The 15,809-nt window shown below is 33.8% G+C and carries 19 protein-coding genes; all 19 read right to left on the bottom strand.

All coding sequences use genetic code 11. The features are described 5' to 3' along the window. Nucleotides 1-65: 65 nt before the first annotated feature. Nucleotides 66-614 carry a BMC domain-containing protein gene (locus AACQ14_RS07540; protein WP_339362970.1) on the bottom strand — a complete coding sequence of 183 codons (549 nt, stop codon included), beginning with the start codon at nucleotides 612-614 and terminating at the stop codon, nucleotides 66-68. 93 nt (nucleotides 615-707) lie between these two features. After that, nucleotides 708-977 carry a EutN/CcmL family microcompartment protein gene (locus AACQ14_RS07535; RefSeq protein ID WP_339362969.1) on the bottom strand — a complete coding sequence of 90 codons (270 nt, stop codon included), beginning with the start codon at nucleotides 975-977 and terminating at the stop codon, nucleotides 708-710. A gap of 151 nt (nucleotides 978-1,128) precedes the next feature. Then, nucleotides 1,129-1,758: a phosphate propanoyltransferase gene (gene pduL, locus AACQ14_RS07530; RefSeq protein WP_339362968.1), complete on the bottom strand. Its 630-nt coding sequence runs from the start codon at nucleotides 1,756-1,758 to the stop codon at nucleotides 1,129-1,131. Nucleotides 1,759-1,860: 102 nt separating this feature from the next. Further along, the gene (locus tag AACQ14_RS07525; RefSeq protein ID WP_339363030.1) at nucleotides 1,861-2,139 is read right to left on the bottom strand and encodes a BMC domain-containing protein; all 279 of its coding nucleotides are present in this window, start codon (nucleotides 2,137-2,139) and stop codon (nucleotides 1,861-1,863) included. 223 nt (nucleotides 2,140-2,362) lie between these two features. After that, nucleotides 2,363-2,662 (bottom strand): BMC domain-containing protein, encoded by a 300-nt coding sequence (locus tag AACQ14_RS07520; RefSeq protein WP_339362967.1) that lies wholly within the window; start codon nucleotides 2,660-2,662, stop codon nucleotides 2,363-2,365. Nucleotides 2,663-2,813: 151 nt separating this feature from the next. Next, a complete protein-coding gene (locus AACQ14_RS07515) occupies nucleotides 2,814-3,092 on the bottom strand; it encodes a BMC domain-containing protein (protein WP_113672246.1) in 279 nt (92 codons plus the stop codon). A gap of 67 nt (nucleotides 3,093-3,159) precedes the next feature. Beyond that, the gene (locus AACQ14_RS07510) at nucleotides 3,160-3,471 is read right to left on the bottom strand and encodes a BMC domain-containing protein (protein ID WP_293753498.1); all 312 of its coding nucleotides are present in this window, start codon (nucleotides 3,469-3,471) and stop codon (nucleotides 3,160-3,162) included. A 33-nt stretch (nucleotides 3,472-3,504) separates the two neighbouring features. Continuing rightward, on the bottom strand, nucleotides 3,505-4,716 hold the full coding sequence (locus AACQ14_RS07505; protein ID WP_339362966.1) for a zinc-dependent alcohol dehydrogenase: 1,212 nt from the start codon (nucleotides 4,714-4,716) through the stop codon (nucleotides 3,505-3,507). A gap of 28 nt (nucleotides 4,717-4,744) precedes the next feature. Continuing rightward, nucleotides 4,745-6,151 (bottom strand): aldehyde dehydrogenase family protein, encoded by a 1,407-nt coding sequence (locus AACQ14_RS07500; RefSeq protein ID WP_339362965.1) that lies wholly within the window; start codon nucleotides 6,149-6,151, stop codon nucleotides 4,745-4,747. A 127-nt stretch (nucleotides 6,152-6,278) separates the two neighbouring features. Continuing rightward, nucleotides 6,279-7,250: a cob(I)yrinic acid a,c-diamide adenosyltransferase gene (locus AACQ14_RS07495; protein ID WP_339362964.1), complete on the bottom strand. Its 972-nt coding sequence runs from the start codon at nucleotides 7,248-7,250 to the stop codon at nucleotides 6,279-6,281. Nucleotides 7,251-7,290: 40 nt separating this feature from the next. Then, nucleotides 7,291-7,623, bottom strand: a complete 333-nt coding sequence (locus AACQ14_RS07490; protein ID WP_339362963.1) for a glycerol dehydratase reactivase beta/small subunit family protein — start codon at nucleotides 7,621-7,623, stop codon at nucleotides 7,291-7,293. Beyond that, nucleotides 7,623-9,449: a diol dehydratase reactivase subunit alpha gene (locus tag AACQ14_RS07485; protein WP_339362962.1), complete on the bottom strand. Its 1,827-nt coding sequence runs from the start codon at nucleotides 9,447-9,449 to the stop codon at nucleotides 7,623-7,625. Before AACQ14_RS07485 ends, AACQ14_RS07490 begins: the two co-directional genes overlap by 1 nt. Before the next feature lie 158 nt (nucleotides 9,450-9,607). Continuing rightward, a complete protein-coding gene (locus AACQ14_RS07480; RefSeq protein WP_339362961.1) occupies nucleotides 9,608-10,009 on the bottom strand; it encodes a diol dehydratase small subunit in 402 nt (133 codons plus the stop codon). 22 nt (nucleotides 10,010-10,031) lie between these two features. Continuing rightward, nucleotides 10,032-10,679, bottom strand: coding sequence for a propanediol/glycerol family dehydratase medium subunit (locus tag AACQ14_RS07475; protein WP_339362960.1), 648 nt, complete (start codon nucleotides 10,677-10,679; stop codon nucleotides 10,032-10,034). A 13-nt stretch (nucleotides 10,680-10,692) separates the two neighbouring features. Beyond that, the gene (locus AACQ14_RS07470; protein ID WP_339362959.1) at nucleotides 10,693-12,357 is read right to left on the bottom strand and encodes a propanediol/glycerol family dehydratase large subunit; all 1,665 of its coding nucleotides are present in this window, start codon (nucleotides 12,355-12,357) and stop codon (nucleotides 10,693-10,695) included. A 25-nt stretch (nucleotides 12,358-12,382) separates the two neighbouring features. Then, a complete protein-coding gene (locus tag AACQ14_RS07465) occupies nucleotides 12,383-13,171 on the bottom strand; it encodes a class II aldolase/adducin family protein (RefSeq protein WP_339362958.1) in 789 nt (262 codons plus the stop codon). Between the two features lie 205 nt (nucleotides 13,172-13,376). Continuing rightward, a complete protein-coding gene (locus AACQ14_RS07460; RefSeq protein WP_339362957.1) occupies nucleotides 13,377-14,150 on the bottom strand; it encodes a DeoR/GlpR family DNA-binding transcription regulator in 774 nt (257 codons plus the stop codon). Nucleotides 14,151-14,303: 153 nt separating this feature from the next. Continuing rightward, the gene (tlp, locus tag AACQ14_RS07455; RefSeq protein WP_339362956.1) at nucleotides 14,304-14,531 is read right to left on the bottom strand and encodes a small acid-soluble spore protein Tlp; all 228 of its coding nucleotides are present in this window, start codon (nucleotides 14,529-14,531) and stop codon (nucleotides 14,304-14,306) included. 174 nt (nucleotides 14,532-14,705) lie between these two features. Next, complete coding sequence (add, locus tag AACQ14_RS07450; protein WP_339362955.1) at nucleotides 14,706-15,725, bottom strand: adenosine deaminase; 1,020 nt, start codon at nucleotides 15,723-15,725, stop codon at nucleotides 14,706-14,708. Between the last annotated feature and the right edge of the window lie 84 nt (nucleotides 15,726-15,809).

The following is a 15,809-nucleotide window of genomic DNA, read 5'->3' as shown; positions in this document are numbered from 1 at the left end:
CCGATTTGTGAGTCTACCAAATAAAAAAAGCCACTGAACTAATCCAGTGACTACATACCTATATATTATTTAATGATAGCATCCCATATCATAGGATCAGGACTTGCTATTATTGAATGACTAATCAATTTGTCTTTTTCAGTTACATATCTTATTGCAGCTTTTGAAGATGCTTCAACAGCAGCTACTTCACCTGCAAATAATACTAATGCTTTTCCGCCAAGTTCTCTTGCCATCTTTATCTTCAATATGTAACACCTTGCTGTCTTAGCTATCATATCGGTAGCTTCAATAAGGCATGGCACATTAGAAGTTTCTATAATACCCATTGCTTCATCTTTATTTATTTCGTATTTACCATCAAATGCATTAAAAATACTCTCATGGGGATTACCTAATATAAAATAATCTGACATAAGTTCTTCATACTCTTTACTCTTATCAATAGCCGCATTCACTGCACTTAATTTACCGCGTATAATGACCATATACTTTCCGGGACATGTTATCAACGACTTTACAATACTAACATTTGCAGCTTTTACCATCAAATCCGTTACAGTTATACCCATGGCAATATTCTTAAATTCAACCATACCTAGAGCATAATCCATTATTACCACCTCAGTACTTCAATAATATCTATATATATTGAACTTAAACATCTAATTCATTTCAATAAATTCAACATATTTTCCTTGATCCAATCATAGTTTATCTATTATATCGTTTTCATCATCAATTATTCCAACGACTGCCGCATCAATAGATGCCTCTCTTGTTGCCCCTATCCTTGCAGCACTTCCCAATGCCACTAGAACATAATCACCGATACCTGCACCAACTTGATCTACCGCAACTATTCTCTTGTCTGTCCCCATATTAGATGCACTCTCAATAATCAAAAATTTGCTTCCAACCAGATTATTCAATTTTCTAGTTGAAACCAATGTACCTATTACCTTACCAACTATCATTTTATATTCACCTACTTATGACTATTTATCATACTCTAACTACCGATCGCTTCTCAGAGTAAGGCAAGTGATTATAACACTATACCCCTGACTCATTTTTTTCTAAGGAAATAACATTGTACACTGTCATTTCCTTAGAAAATTATATTATTTATACAATTTCAACGCTATCATTACACTTGATACTAAGTGCATTTGCCTCGTCAGTATCAATATGCATCTGCAATGTGTATGTATCATGAACACGAACTAATACGTTAGTCAACATACCACCTCTGTCACTAGATACTCTCACTTTTACAATTTGTTTATCTTTTACACAATAATCTACAGCATCCTTAGGTGACATATGTATATGTCTCATAGCTATAATACAGGCATTATCTAATGATATGGCACCCTTAGGTCCAACTATGGTAATTGGTGCCGCATTATCAAGTTCACCAGAAGGTTTTACAGGAGGATTGAGTCCAAGTCTCACAGCATCAGTTTTAGATACTTCAACCTGAGTCTTTGGACGAATAGGTCCAAGTACTCTAACATTCTCAATAGGTCTAAGTTTCGTTCCGACAATCGTTACTGTTTCTTTTGCTGCATATTGACCACCCATCAACTCTTTAATAGGTGTCAGCTCATAACCTTTTCCAAATAGTCTATCAACATCTTCTCTGCTTAGATGTACATGTCTAGCGGACACACCTACTGGAATACCACCCTTTGTCTGGTTAATTTGTTCTAACACTTTTTTTGATATTAAATCAACTAATGCTGATTGATCCACGCTACATCAATTCCTTTCACTTTCTTAAAACCTATGAAAGTTTTACGTATAACTCAAGTCTATCATTCAAGTTCTGTCAGATATTAAAATTTATACCTAAGACTATTTTATGCTTGGTAAAATTTTACTTACATCACCATGTGGTCTTGGTATTACATGAACTGCTACTAATTCTCCTAATCTTGATGCTGCCTGTGAACCTGTTTCAGTTGCAGCTTTAACTGCTCCTACATCTCCTCTTACCATAACACTTACAAGTCCTGAACCGATTTTTTCAGTTCCTATTAATGTAACATTAGCTGCTTTCACCATTGCATCTGCTGCCTCGATTGCTGCTACTAAACCTCTTGTTTCTATCATTCCTAAAGCTTCCATTCTAATTTCCTCCTTATTGGTTTTAATAATATTCTCAGATTTTATTTCTTCAGTAATAGTTTCTTTTGTAGCTGATTTTTTCTTAGTATTTCTTGTCTTACGAGTATTCTTTGTTTTCTTTTCTTCTGGTTTCTTGTCTTTCTTTTCTTCAGGTTTGTCTACTAACTTTTCCTCTTCCATGACTACTGTTTTATCTACAACTTTTTCTTCATTTTCCATAACTTCTGGCTTATTCACCACCATTCAAGTATTTATATTTCTCAGTACTCATTTTAATCAATTTATCCAATTCTTCATGAGGACTGGGAATAACTGCATGAGCTGCCAACTTGATATCTTTCATATTTGCCACATAGTCAACAGCTTCTGAGACAGATGAGACTGTTCCTGTCACAATAATAGTTACAAGCCTTCCACCTAATTTCTTTTCCCATGTCACAAATTCTACATCAGCAGTTTTCAACATACCATCTAATGCATTTATTGCAGGCACTAATCCTGATATTTCAACTAAGCCTAAAGCCTTCACTATTTTTCTTCCTTTCTATATATCAAACTTGAATTTATGTCATAGTGTCAAAAGCAATCTTACCCTATATAATTAAAATTATACTTTTGACACCATAACCAATTTGTGGGTCCCTCAAGTCCGATATATTTGACTGGGTTATCAATCAAAATTAATTAATACTTGGTAGTATTTTTTCAATGTCTGTATGTGGTCTTGGTATTACATGAACTGCCACTAATTCACCTAATCTTGATGCTGCAGATGAACCAACTTCTGTAGCTGCCTTAACTGCTCCTACATCTCCTCTTACCATAACACTTACAAGTCCTGAACCAATCTTCTCAGTTCCTATTAAAACAACATCTGCTGCCTTTACCATTGCGTCAGCCGCTTCAATAGCTGCTACCAATCCTCTTGTTTCTACCATACCTAATGCTTCTTGCATAATAATTTCCTCCTTGTTTTTGATTTATTATTTTCTATGATTAATATTCTTGTTTACTTATTAAATCAATCTAACCTTTTAGACAATTAAGTCCTAACATTTTTTCTGTTTCCTCAGTTGGTCTAGCTATCATATGTTTTGAATATACACCAGTAAGATTATTGGCTGCTTCTTCAGCAGCTTCCAATGCCGCTTTTACATCATCAATTCCACCACGGATTTTCAAACATACCAACAATGGAACAGGTAGTTTATCAGCATTTAGAGGTTTATTCTTATCAAATGACTGTATAGTAACATTACCAGCTTTGCATGCTGCGTCAGCTGCTACAAAACCTGCAACTAATCCAAAAACTTCTATAAGTCCTACTGCTTGATTCATAGAAACATTCCTTTCATATTACTAAGAGTCATCTTACTTATTGACATAAGCTATCTTGATTCCAGCTTGTTTCATATTGGTATCCATTGCTTCATTAAGTTTATCAAGTGGATATTCATGTGTAATAAGATCTGTAATCGGTAAATCAATTCCTTTTGCTCTTCTCAAGAAATCTAGAGTAATTGGATAATCTGATACTTTATATACCCATGAACCTACTGCAGTGATTTCTTTGTTACATATATCAAAGTGAGGGTTGATTGAACAATTACCATTGTCTACGAAGAATCCAACTTCACATAAACCTCCACCACGTTTAACAAAACTCCATATGTTAGCTGCCGCTTGTGGTACACCAGTACATTGGAAAGCAAAATCTGCACCCATTCCAGTAATCTCTTTTATTCTGAGTTTCAATTGTTCACTATCTTTATAATGTCTGAAATTAACTGTGTGTTTTGCACCTAATCTTTTTGCCATATCAAGACGTTTAGTATCTCCATCAACTGCTATTATGTTTTCAACACCCATAGTACGGATGACAGCCATTACCATCAAACCGATAGGTCCACAACCTTGAATAAGCACTTTACTATTAAATGAAAGTAATCCTGTTGTCTTAGCTCTTTCTACTGCATGAACTGCAACTGCTGCTGGTTCAATAAGCATTCTTGTCTTCAAATCCATATCATTTACTTTAAAATATGTAGAACCATTTCTTATAATCAAATATTCACCGAACCATCCATTGAATTTCTTATCATCATCAGGAATAAGTCCGTAGATACCTGAATTCTCACATAGGTTGTCTCTATCAGGCATTGTAAGGCAATTATCACATTCTCCACAAGGAATTGTACATGTCACAATTTTATCCCCAATTCCTATAGGATTACCTACAGTATCTCTGCTAATATTTTTACCAATCTTAACTATTTCGCCAGTTCCCTCATGTCCTAAAACAACTGGTATCAATGAGAATGGATCATTCTTGTATTCATGTACATCAGTACCACAGATACCACAACCTTCTACTCTAATAAGCATTTCATCATCACTGATATTAGGTATTTCAAATTCTTTCACTTCAATGTTTTTCTTACTTGTTAACATAGCTACTTTGGCTGTTTTTGGTATAACTGATTTAGTTGCAGTAGTTTCTACTTTTGTTCCTTTATCATTACCAGCCACTTCACTTATTACCTGTTTAACAATGGATTCAATATCAATATTATTTATTTCCATCTTCTAATAACTCCTCTCTTAATATTTTTTATCTAATACATAAACTCTCTGCCATGACGCATCTTCTTTTCTTGGTAAATGAACTTGCTGAAGTAAGTCCTTCACCTGTTCTACTTGCTATTGTAAATGTACAATATCCTTCTCCACCGAATCCTAATGCTGCATATGAAGGTGCATTCTTTACGAAAATTGCTGTATCAATCAATTTTCCATATTTAGTTAGGTTATCAACATTCTTAGAATGCATATGAGCCGAATGTCTATTACCATGTTCAAGCTCAACTGCTAAATCAATAGCCTTATCTACATCACTTACTCTTACAATTCCAAGAATTGGCATCATAAGCTCTTCTATTACCAATGGGTGATTTTCATCTGCTTCAAATATGATACACTTGATATTTTCATCTACTGTAATTCCAATAGCATCAAGTATATATCTAGCATCTTTTCCTACATATTGTCTATTAAGAACAGTCTTACCGTTTTTATCAATTAATACTGTATTAGTCAATCTATCAATTTCATCGCCTTCAATCTTATAGCTTCCAGCTTCTTCCATGTAATAAATCAACTCATCTGCAACCTCTTCCACTACTACGACTTCTTTTTCTGCTATACATGGTAAGTTATTATCAAAAGTTGCTCCGTTAAATATGTCATAAGCCGCTTTTTTGATATCAGCTGTTTCATCAACAACTACTGGTGGATTACCTGCTCCAGCTCCAATAGCTCTCTTACCAGATGATAAAACTGCTGTCACTACTCCAGGTCCTCCTGTTGCAACTAGAAGTCCAATACTTTTATGCTTAAACATAATATCTGCACTTTGAAGAGTTGGTTTCTTAACGGAACATGCTATATAATTAGGTCCCCCAACTTCCACAGATGCTTTATTAACTAATTCCACCGCATAATTAGAAACTCCTATGGCTCCTGGATGTGGATTGAATACTACTGTATTACCACCTGAAAGCATTCCTATGGTATTACATATAACAGTTTCACTTGAATTAGTAGATGGAGTAATTGCTCCTATAACACCAAATGGTCCTTGTTCAACCAAAGTAAGTCCTCTATCTCCTGACCAAGCAACAGTTTTAATATCCTCAGTTCCAGGTGTTTTTTCAGCAACTAATTTGTGCTTTAATATTTTGTCGCCAACACGACCCATTCCAGTTTCTTTTACACCCATCTCTGCCATTGTCTCAGCATTCTCCATGGTCTTTTTTCTTATGTTCGCTATAATCTTTTCTCTAAATTCAAGAGGTAATTGTCTAACTTTTCTTTGAGTCTTGATACTAGCATTGATAGCATCTTCCATATTCTCAAAAATACCATATGAAGAATTGCTGCTTTCCTGTGTGGTACCCGTGTTACTCATATTAGCAATAACACTCTTGACAATAGACTCAATATCAACGTTGTTTACCACTTAATCCACACTCCTTCCTTATTTTAAGTATCTTATAATGTCTTATATTTCTATACATCTTGCTCTATATATATTGAACTTAGCTATCTATAAAACTTTCAATAAGTTCAAATATTTCCAATCCAACTTATATTACTGAAGCTCCATAATCAGCTAGCATGGTATCTTCCTCAGCACTTCCTCCACTAACACCAAGACCACCAATGATCTCACCATCATGTAACAACAAAGTTCCTCCACCAAATATAACAATCCTGCCATTATTAGTATCTTGAATACCATATAAAGGACCATTAGGCTGTGCTAACTTACTAAGTTCATGTGTGCTCATCTTCAAACTTACAGAAGTAAAAGCTTTATTAAGAGCAATATCATAACTTGCTATATACGCATCATCCATCACATTGACTGCAATAGGATTACCTTCTTTATTGACTACAGCTATTACAACATTCAAATCTATCTCTTTAGCCCTGTCCTTAACTCTCTCTATAAGCTCTTTAGCCTGTTCTAGATTAATACCTTTTTCTGAAACTCTTACTTTACTTGAAATGCTACCTAGTACATCCTTAACTTTTTCCATAATCACCTGATTAAACTCCTGATATCTTGCTAATACATATAGATAATCTGACAACCTGTTAACATATTTCAGATAATCTTTATCCAACTGTCTCTCTCTATAAGACTTCACTAAACCTCTCTCAGCACGTCTGCAAATTGTCCTTGCAACATCAATCTGAGCCGATAATCTAGTTTTTCCTGGTAGAATGAATTTCTTTTGCTTAGGATATTTACCCTCATATTCAACAATCCATTTTTCCAAGGAATTCAACTCTTCTGCTAATCCAGTTTCTCTATCTTCAAGTCCAGCTATAATACCCATCAAAGCAATAAGTCTATTCTGTATTTTTTCTAACTGCTCTATTATCGTTACATCATCTAAACCAGCTTTTACAAGACCAATATAGGACGTTAGTTCATCAAAATTACCATTGGTATCTATGAAAATATTATCTTTATCCACAGATGTACCATCATATAATCTTGTATATCCACCATCTCCACTTTTTGTAAACACATGATTACTGTTTTTCATATCGATTTTCCTTTCATCACAAAATAAAAAGTATCAAAATCTATAATTTAAAAGGCATTCCTTTTACATATCTAGCAGCATTGTTACCAAATACTCTAAATCTAGACCTATCAGCTATATTAATCTTCAGAAGCGGCTCATCCACCTTAAGATTACTAACATGCAAAACTATATGACTCTGTACAACACTTATCCCAACACCTAACAACGAACTTTCCGAAGCCTCATAAGCACTTGTTATAGAATCACAGTCCTTCGTTTCATAGGAATAACTAAACAATCCCTCTTCTTCTATACCAGCCAATATATCTTTTACATACTCTTTATTTTGTCTAGAATAACACACATGTATCTCTGGTCTTCTATGCTCCATCAAATCACCACTTTACCCTGACCCTTATAAGACATCAACAACCCTGTAGCTACTGCATTTCTTGGTCCTTCGCAATTTCTGATATTTCCTCTACCGGAAACAATCTTATATTTAGATAATTCATTAAGAATCAAATCAGGTATCTCAAAATCCAATGCACTTCCTCCAACCAATACTATATTAGGTATATTTCTAATCTGATTATTAGGCGCTATCTGAGTTAATGCACGTATTGCATTCTGCACAAATACTTTTTTCTTTATTGATTTTCTTATATCCACAATCTTTTCCATAGTTATATTACTATTGATAGGAATCATCTTTTCTTCATCCATTACCACTACTTTACCAAACAGCTTTGGAGACAATGGTTTATCAAAAAACTTGATTTCCTTGTTTTCCATCCTTATATGAAATAAACTCTCTACTTTTGCAAGAGGATTCCTTTTAATATGTTCACATAAAGCCAAATCATTAAGTCCTAATTCAGTATTAATCAATAGAGTAATCAATTGTCCTGCTCCTGCAAGATGCACAGATTTTACTAGTCCATTTTCATCTAATATAGCTGCATCTGTTGAACCTCCACCAAGATCAAGAATAGCTAAAGGCAATTCAGTACCAGGAGTAGTCCATGCACCTAATGATGCCATAACAGCTTCAACACCAGCTATCTTAACGTATACACCTGTTTCATCTTGTAATCTACGAGCTATCTTTTCCATAGGCAGATGTTCTGTCTTAACCATAGCCGCAATCCCTACAGCATTTTCCATAGAAACTTCTCCAGCCAAAGCCCCTTTGACATCTACTGGAATCAACGTATCCACCGCTAGAATATCCTGTATCTTAACAGTACCTTCTTGACCTGTTAACTCATGCATATTCTTCTTGATTCCATCTATCATAATTCCTATATTAGTACCTGATTCTCCATCTATATCAACAATTGGTGCCGCCTTATTGCAAGACTTCATTATCTCATCAGCACCTAAATCCACTTTGACTTTTTCTTCCGATTCCTCACCATGTATAGTCAGCTCACCAGCTTTTATTGATTGCTCCTTTACAGACCCTTTCGGTGTTCTAATGAATATAGCTGACCTGCTTCCAACAAAACTCTTGGCAATAGGGACAATATGTCTAGTTTCTTCTGCATTCAACTGAAATATTGAAGCTATACCATAAGGATTGGATAACCTAGTAATGGTATGTCCCTCAGGTGCCACCTCAACAGCGGCTTTCATACCTATCTCAATTTTATCAATGTACTTAACTTCATCCACTATGGGAATCTTCTTATTCAATCTATTATAAATAAGTACCGCTTCATCTTCCTGAACTACAACTGCACTTATTTCATAAACTTCCATCAATCTATTGATCTTCTCCGCCGCCTGCTCATACCCCATATCATTTGATACCAAACATATATATGACCTATTACGTGGCAGCTTATCAATCTCTTCCACAGGATAAATATACCCTGTCCCTATCCCTGCACCTGCTGGTGTATCAGGATTATGACCTATCATAGTTGACTCTGTGATAATTGTTTCTGTAATTGTTTCCATAGCAGTATCGCCGATAACTGGAGCCGCTTCATTAATTCTTATAACAGACAGGTCATCCATCTTTTTATGCACCCTATCCATAGCTATGACCAAGGCATTCTTAATCCCCTCCACATTACTAGGAGTACCCTTAGTACCAGTAGTCTCTACATTAGCACTAGCTAAAAACTTAAGCATCCCTTTATCATTTATCAAACCAATACATACCTCAGTTGTTGAATTACCAATATCAACCCCCGCAATATACTTCATCAAAATCACCTATTCATAAATATTAATATATTTCTCATACAACTATTTCTTGCAATACAGAAGGGTAAAGTGTTACAATCACGCAGACCGATCGCTTCTCAGAGTAAGGCAAGTGATTGTAACACTTTACCCTGACTCCTATCCACAAATCCAAACCATCACTGTTTTTTCAATATCCCTCTACGCTCATAAACCTTAACCGCATCCCTAATAAAATCAGCACACATTACAGCCGAATATTTATTTTCCAGAGTATTTGCATAGTCTAACAATTCATCTTTTGTAGCCCTGTTAGGTCTTAACTTATCATATATCTCAAGTATCAACTCATCCTCAACCTTAGTCAGCTCACTGGCTCTATTAAAGTTCTGCTGAAGTTGTTTTTTCCCGGAACTATAAGCTATTTCACCTTGCATCTTCAAGGTTTCTTTAGATATCTTTATATCCTCTGGCGTAACAATCCCATCTAGAACACTCTCCATATTGATACTATCCAATTTTTTACCTGTATAACTTCTTACTTTATCCTTAGGCAAGGGGTATTTTACCATGACTTTCATTCCTTTCCCCATCACAAAACTTTTAGATCAACCCAATATCCACAGAGTTTTTAGCAGTTACTACAAATTCAGTTTCTCTAGTATGCATTAATGCCGCTTTTACCTGATACTTTGCACGCACAGTAAAATCATTTTTACTTTCAATAGGTTTGACCTGTACTCCTTTTGCATATCTTGCAGCATTTTTTCCTATCTGCCTATATATATCCAAAGTTAAAAGTGGTGCTTGTGGGAACAATTCTAAATTAGTAAGGGGATATAGGTCTCTTTGGTGTATTATGGCTGTTCCTTTTGACTGAATTCCTATTGATACTCCTGAACCAGACATGTTAGCCGCCTCTTTACCTATGAAAGCTACATCCGAAGTTTTATTGACTCTGATTACTCTAGGCAACATTCCTTCTTCTTCAATCCCAGCCATGATTTCCTTAATGACTCTTACATGTTCCAATTCATTGATGGTCTTTTTGATTACACTTCCAAAAGCGGGTCCAATACCTATTACCACTTCTTTTCTATTCATTCCACGTTCAGATTTCTTTATATCCCTAAAAATAGAATCATATTGCTTGTTATCTACATTCTCTTTATTGATTATAGTAGCTTTCTTGTTAAGCTCTTTTACAACTAATCTGGTAATCTGTTCAATAAGCTCATTAGTTAATTCCACTATTTCACCACCTTTATAGATCATCAAGATTAATAATATGTGGAATATCCTTTATTTCCTGCCATCTTTTACCTGATACTCTATATCCAGTACCAGGACCCATATAATCATTTTCCATATTGACAGCACTTATAACATTAAATTCATCATCCAATATTGCAGAGGTATGTAAGTAATCACCTGTTATCCTCTGTTTCAACATATTCAACAAACTGTCAGCTACATCTATATATGAAGCGTTATGTAGTGCTTTTACAATATCAAGTCCTGTTATACCTTTGTTCATCATATCATCAATAGCTGCAAGATCAGCTAATATGTCTCTCTCAGGCATATCTTTACTACCATGAGCATAAGCCGCCGCTTCCACTTCTTCATCGCTGATATCAGGAAGTTTTAGCTCTCTAAATACACCTTGTAAAGCTTTTGCAGCTTTTCTTCTTGTATCAATAACATCTTCTTCTTTTACTGGTCTAAGTCCACCATCAATTTTCAGATCTCGCTGAAGTACATTATAATCATCAAAATCTTCTGCATCGAAATTGGAACCAGCAAACATATTATCGTAATTAGGTGTTCCACTATAACCAGAAAATATAAAATCAGTTCCAGGTAGGAATTGCATCATTGTTCTTGCTGTTCTTCTTTGGTCAGAATGAGTAAAACTTTGATCGTTAGAAGATGCTACTTCCAAATCAAGCATTGCAGCAATCAAGTTCTCAGCAAGTACAGCCCTAATTCCTGATGGTACAGACGCTGGAATACCAATACAACTAACAGAACCGTTTTGTAATCCCTGAACACCAGCACCTTTTGTAACTAGAATACATCTTGTTTCAAGATATAGCATTGATTTACTTTCTGCATTACCCATCAACACTTCTGAACCAGTACCAGAGGTAAATCTCATTTTCAATCCTCTTGATGCATAAGCGGATGCTAAAAACGCTTTTGAATAAGGAGTATCATCACCATCAATAAATACGGATTCTGTTCCGTATACCGATATGGTTTCAGCATAAGTAGTTAACCCTCTTATTCCAAGGTCAAGTTCAATAGCTTCTTCAACAGCACATTGGGTTAGTACACCTTTCCTGCCTACTTGGGCACCAATCAACAATGCTATTGCATTAAAAGGTGCATATCTGGCTACTGCTACTGTTGTTTCTTCTTCTGCGAATCCTCTAAGTGCTCCTTCTGCCGCATCAGCCGCTATCTGTACAGGATTATCTTTGAGATTGGTTATATGTGCTTGGTTTGCAGGTAACTTTCTTGCTCTCATCTTCTGCATTGCCATCATCATCTCTACTACATTAAGATGTCCAACGACTTCACATATCTTGGCAGGAGTTAACCCTGAGATGATTTTTATTATTTCTTCTCTTTTTATATGTATATCAACTAATTTCCTAGCTATATCCAAGGAATCCATTGCCATCATTTGTTCTGTCAGCTCTATATCAATTGCGTAGTCTGCAATAAACTGATCAATGAAATCGAATTCTTCTCTTGATTTTCCATCCATCTTGGTTATAGTATTACTTCTAACCTCTACAGATGGTTTTGGATCAAGAGGACTATTCATAGCAATAAACCCTTTTTCTGGCCATTCATTGATATATCCATCTTGATTAATAGGTCTTTTGTCAAGTATTTCAAATCTTTTTGAACGCTTCATACTTAATCTCTCCTCAAGAGAAATATTATTTTAATTGCTCTATAACTCTCTTAGTTACTTCAGCAACGATTGCACTTACATCATTATCACTTACTTGTGCTTTTTCTTCTTTAACTGGACTACAGCTGCTTCCACCTGTCTTACAAAGATTAGCAGGATGTTTTCCTGATAGATTAAATTTACTTCTTAGATCATATAATGTTTGAACTTGAGTATCTGATAATTCTTGTGGTCCGCCAAGTTGCTTAGATATATATAATAATTGTGCATAGAACTCTAATGATTCCATTTTGTAATAAGCAGTTATTAAACTGTCTCCATAACTTAGTGCCCCATGATTAGCTAATAATACTGCATCATAGTTTTGTAAGAATTTTTCTACCGCATCTGGGATTTCATCAGTTGAAGGTGTTCCATATTCAGCAATTGGTACACAACCTAATGAAATAACTGCTTCTGGCATGATTGGTTGTGTTAATGGAATACCAGCAATGGCAAAACCAGTAGCGTACATTGGATGCGCATGAACAACAGATTTTACATCTGGTCTTTGTTTGTATACTCTAAGATGCATTTTAATCTCTGAAGATGGTTTTAATCCTTTGTTAGCTTGAAGAACATTACCATCAATATCAACTTTACAAATCATGTCTGGTGTCATAAATCCTTTACTTGTACCTGTTGGTGTACATAAAAATTCATTATCAGATATTTTTACACTAATATTACCGTCATTAGCTGCAACCATACCTCTATCATAGATTCTCTTACCAATTTCACATATTTGTTTCTTTATTTCGTATTCACCTATCATTATTATTCCTCCTAATAATATATTTAAAAGTTCTTTGTTCTTGTTTGTTTTTCTTTTATTATCTTTGTTTAATATAATAATAACAGAATAACCAACATTAGTCAAGTATCTTTGCAACAAAAAAACAGTACAAAATTTATATATTTGCACTGTTTTCTTGTTGGTTTCTATTTGTTTTGTTATATCTGAAGTAGATAAGTGATTATTAATCTATCCCTTCACCCACTTTTATTATATCAACTTTATTATCATGTAAAGTTTCAACCCATTTATTGGATAATTCTTTGTCAGTAACAATAATATCAATCTTATCAAGATTATAAGCTTTGATAAATGATTTTTTATCAAATTTACTGCTGTCAACAGCTAATATCACCTGTTCAGAAGTTTTTATCATCTTTTTCTTTACTTCTGTTTCCAATTGATGGGGTTCCATAATTCCATGTTCAATGTTAATTGCTTTACAGCTGATTATTGTCTTATTTACATAGTATTTTTCAATCGCTGATTCTGCCCAGTGTCCCACAAATGATAAGGAAGTGCTTTTTAGTGTTCCACCCGTTGATATAACATTAATGTTAGAATCACCTGCTAAAACCATAGGTATTTTCAATGCATTAGTTATTATAGTAATCTTTTTACCTTTTAGGTATTTTGCAACATATAAAGCAGTTGTACTGGAATCCATCATAATGGTATCTCCATCTTGAATTAAATCAGCCACTGCTTTTCCTATTAGATTTTTGTCTTCTTTATTAGTTGCTTCTCTTATGTTAATGGATATGTCTTCATTAGTGCTTTTATTAAGTACAGCTCCACCATAACTTCTTGTTATGTAGCCTTCGTTTTCTAGTTTTTCAAGGTCTCTTCTTATTGTCTCAAGTGTAACATTAAATTGTTTGCTGAGGTCTAATACTTTTACACTTTCTTCCTTATTAATTATCTCTAATATTGTTTTTCTTCTATCAATTGCTAACATAAAACCACCTATTCCCACCCTTTTTTATTGTTGTTTTTTCTTTTTTATTATAACATTAATAATAATAATAGCAAGAACAAATTTTTATTCTGTAAAATCCAAGCAACTTTCCTATAAGAAAAAAAGACCCCTTGAGGGGGTCATCTAACAATTTTATCTATATCCATCTTTCTTATCTTTTGCTTCATCCTCTATTTCATTTCTCATACTGTTTAATGATTCTTCTCTTCTTCTATTTTTTTCTTCTAATGTTTTTTTCATTTTTTCATCATCTGTCTCTTCAATCATTTCATCAGCCAAATGAATATTTTGTATTGTTTTATCAATATTGTATTGAATTCTATCTACATTATCTCTTCTGTCGTCTTGTTTATGTTCCATTTTAATGTCTCCTTCATTATTTTTTTAGTGATAGATATGGATGATAATCTCTTACATACCTACTTTTATTATTTCATTAACCTTTTTATAATATTCAAAAATATATCCTTTAGTTTTCAGTCTTTTGTAATTATGTTACATTAAGATGAAAACTCCACCCTAATACTTCTTTTATTATAAACCAATTATTTTATATTCTTTTTCTAATATTTTTTTTAATTTTTGTTTGTCATTATTATTTATAAAAGCAGCATTAAGAGAATTAAATGTTATTTCCTTTAATTCATCTAAAATAAAACCATAACGTTCAACTAATATTCTATATTCATTTGTAATATTAGTATTGGAGACAGTCGTATTATCTGTATTTACTGTTACCAAAATACCTTTATCAAAATAATACTTAATAGGATGACTTTCCCATGAATCTACAGCTTTTGTTTGCACATTACTCGTAGGACATAATTCTAACGTGATTTTTTTTTCTTTAATAAGTTCTACTAAATGAGGATCTTCCTTAAGTCTTATACCATGACCTATTCTTTTTGCTCCCAAATTAACTACTGCATCATAGATATTTTCTGAACCTGCTGCTTCACCTGCATGGATTGTGATAGGTATATTATATTTTTTTGCTAAATTAAAGGCATCTTTATTTAAATCAGGTGGAAAATTTGCTTCATCTCCTGCCAAATCAACGCCAACTACACCTTTATCTAAAAACTTAGCAGCAACCTCTATTATTTCAATATTTTTTTCCACTGAATCGTTTCTCATACAAATTAGTATTGCTCTTGCCATAGTAGCAAAGTCATTTTCTCCTTCTTTTAACCCACTCAAGACATTTGATACTACTTCATCAATTCTTAATCCTTGTTCAGTATGTAGATACGGTGCAAATCTAACTTCAATATACCTAACATTTTGTTTTGATACATCCTCAATTGCTTTATAAGCAACTTGTTTTAATGCCCTAGGTGATTGCATACATTTTTTTGATATTTCAAATTTAGTTAAATATTCAGCAAGATTTCTACACTCTTCTTCAACCTGTACATATTCTCTTAATTTATCTACGTTCATTGTAGGAAGTTGAATATTTTCCTGTAGTGCTATTTCTATTAATGTAACTGGACTTACACTTCCATCTAAATGATAATGCAAATCTATTTTTGGAAACAATTGTAAATTCATTAAATTACACCTCCAGCTTCTTGCCTATCTTGCTAAATATTTTATCCATATAACCTGATAATATTATAATTTTTAGTGAATCTT

The sequence above is a fragment of the Vallitalea maricola genome, from assembly GCF_036985595.1.
GTDB classification, from domain to species: Bacteria; Bacillota; Clostridia; order Lachnospirales; family Vallitaleaceae; genus Vallitalea; species Vallitalea maricola.
The sequence above is the reverse complement of the archived record's forward strand: the minus strand, read 5'-3'. Positions and strand labels throughout refer to the sequence as shown.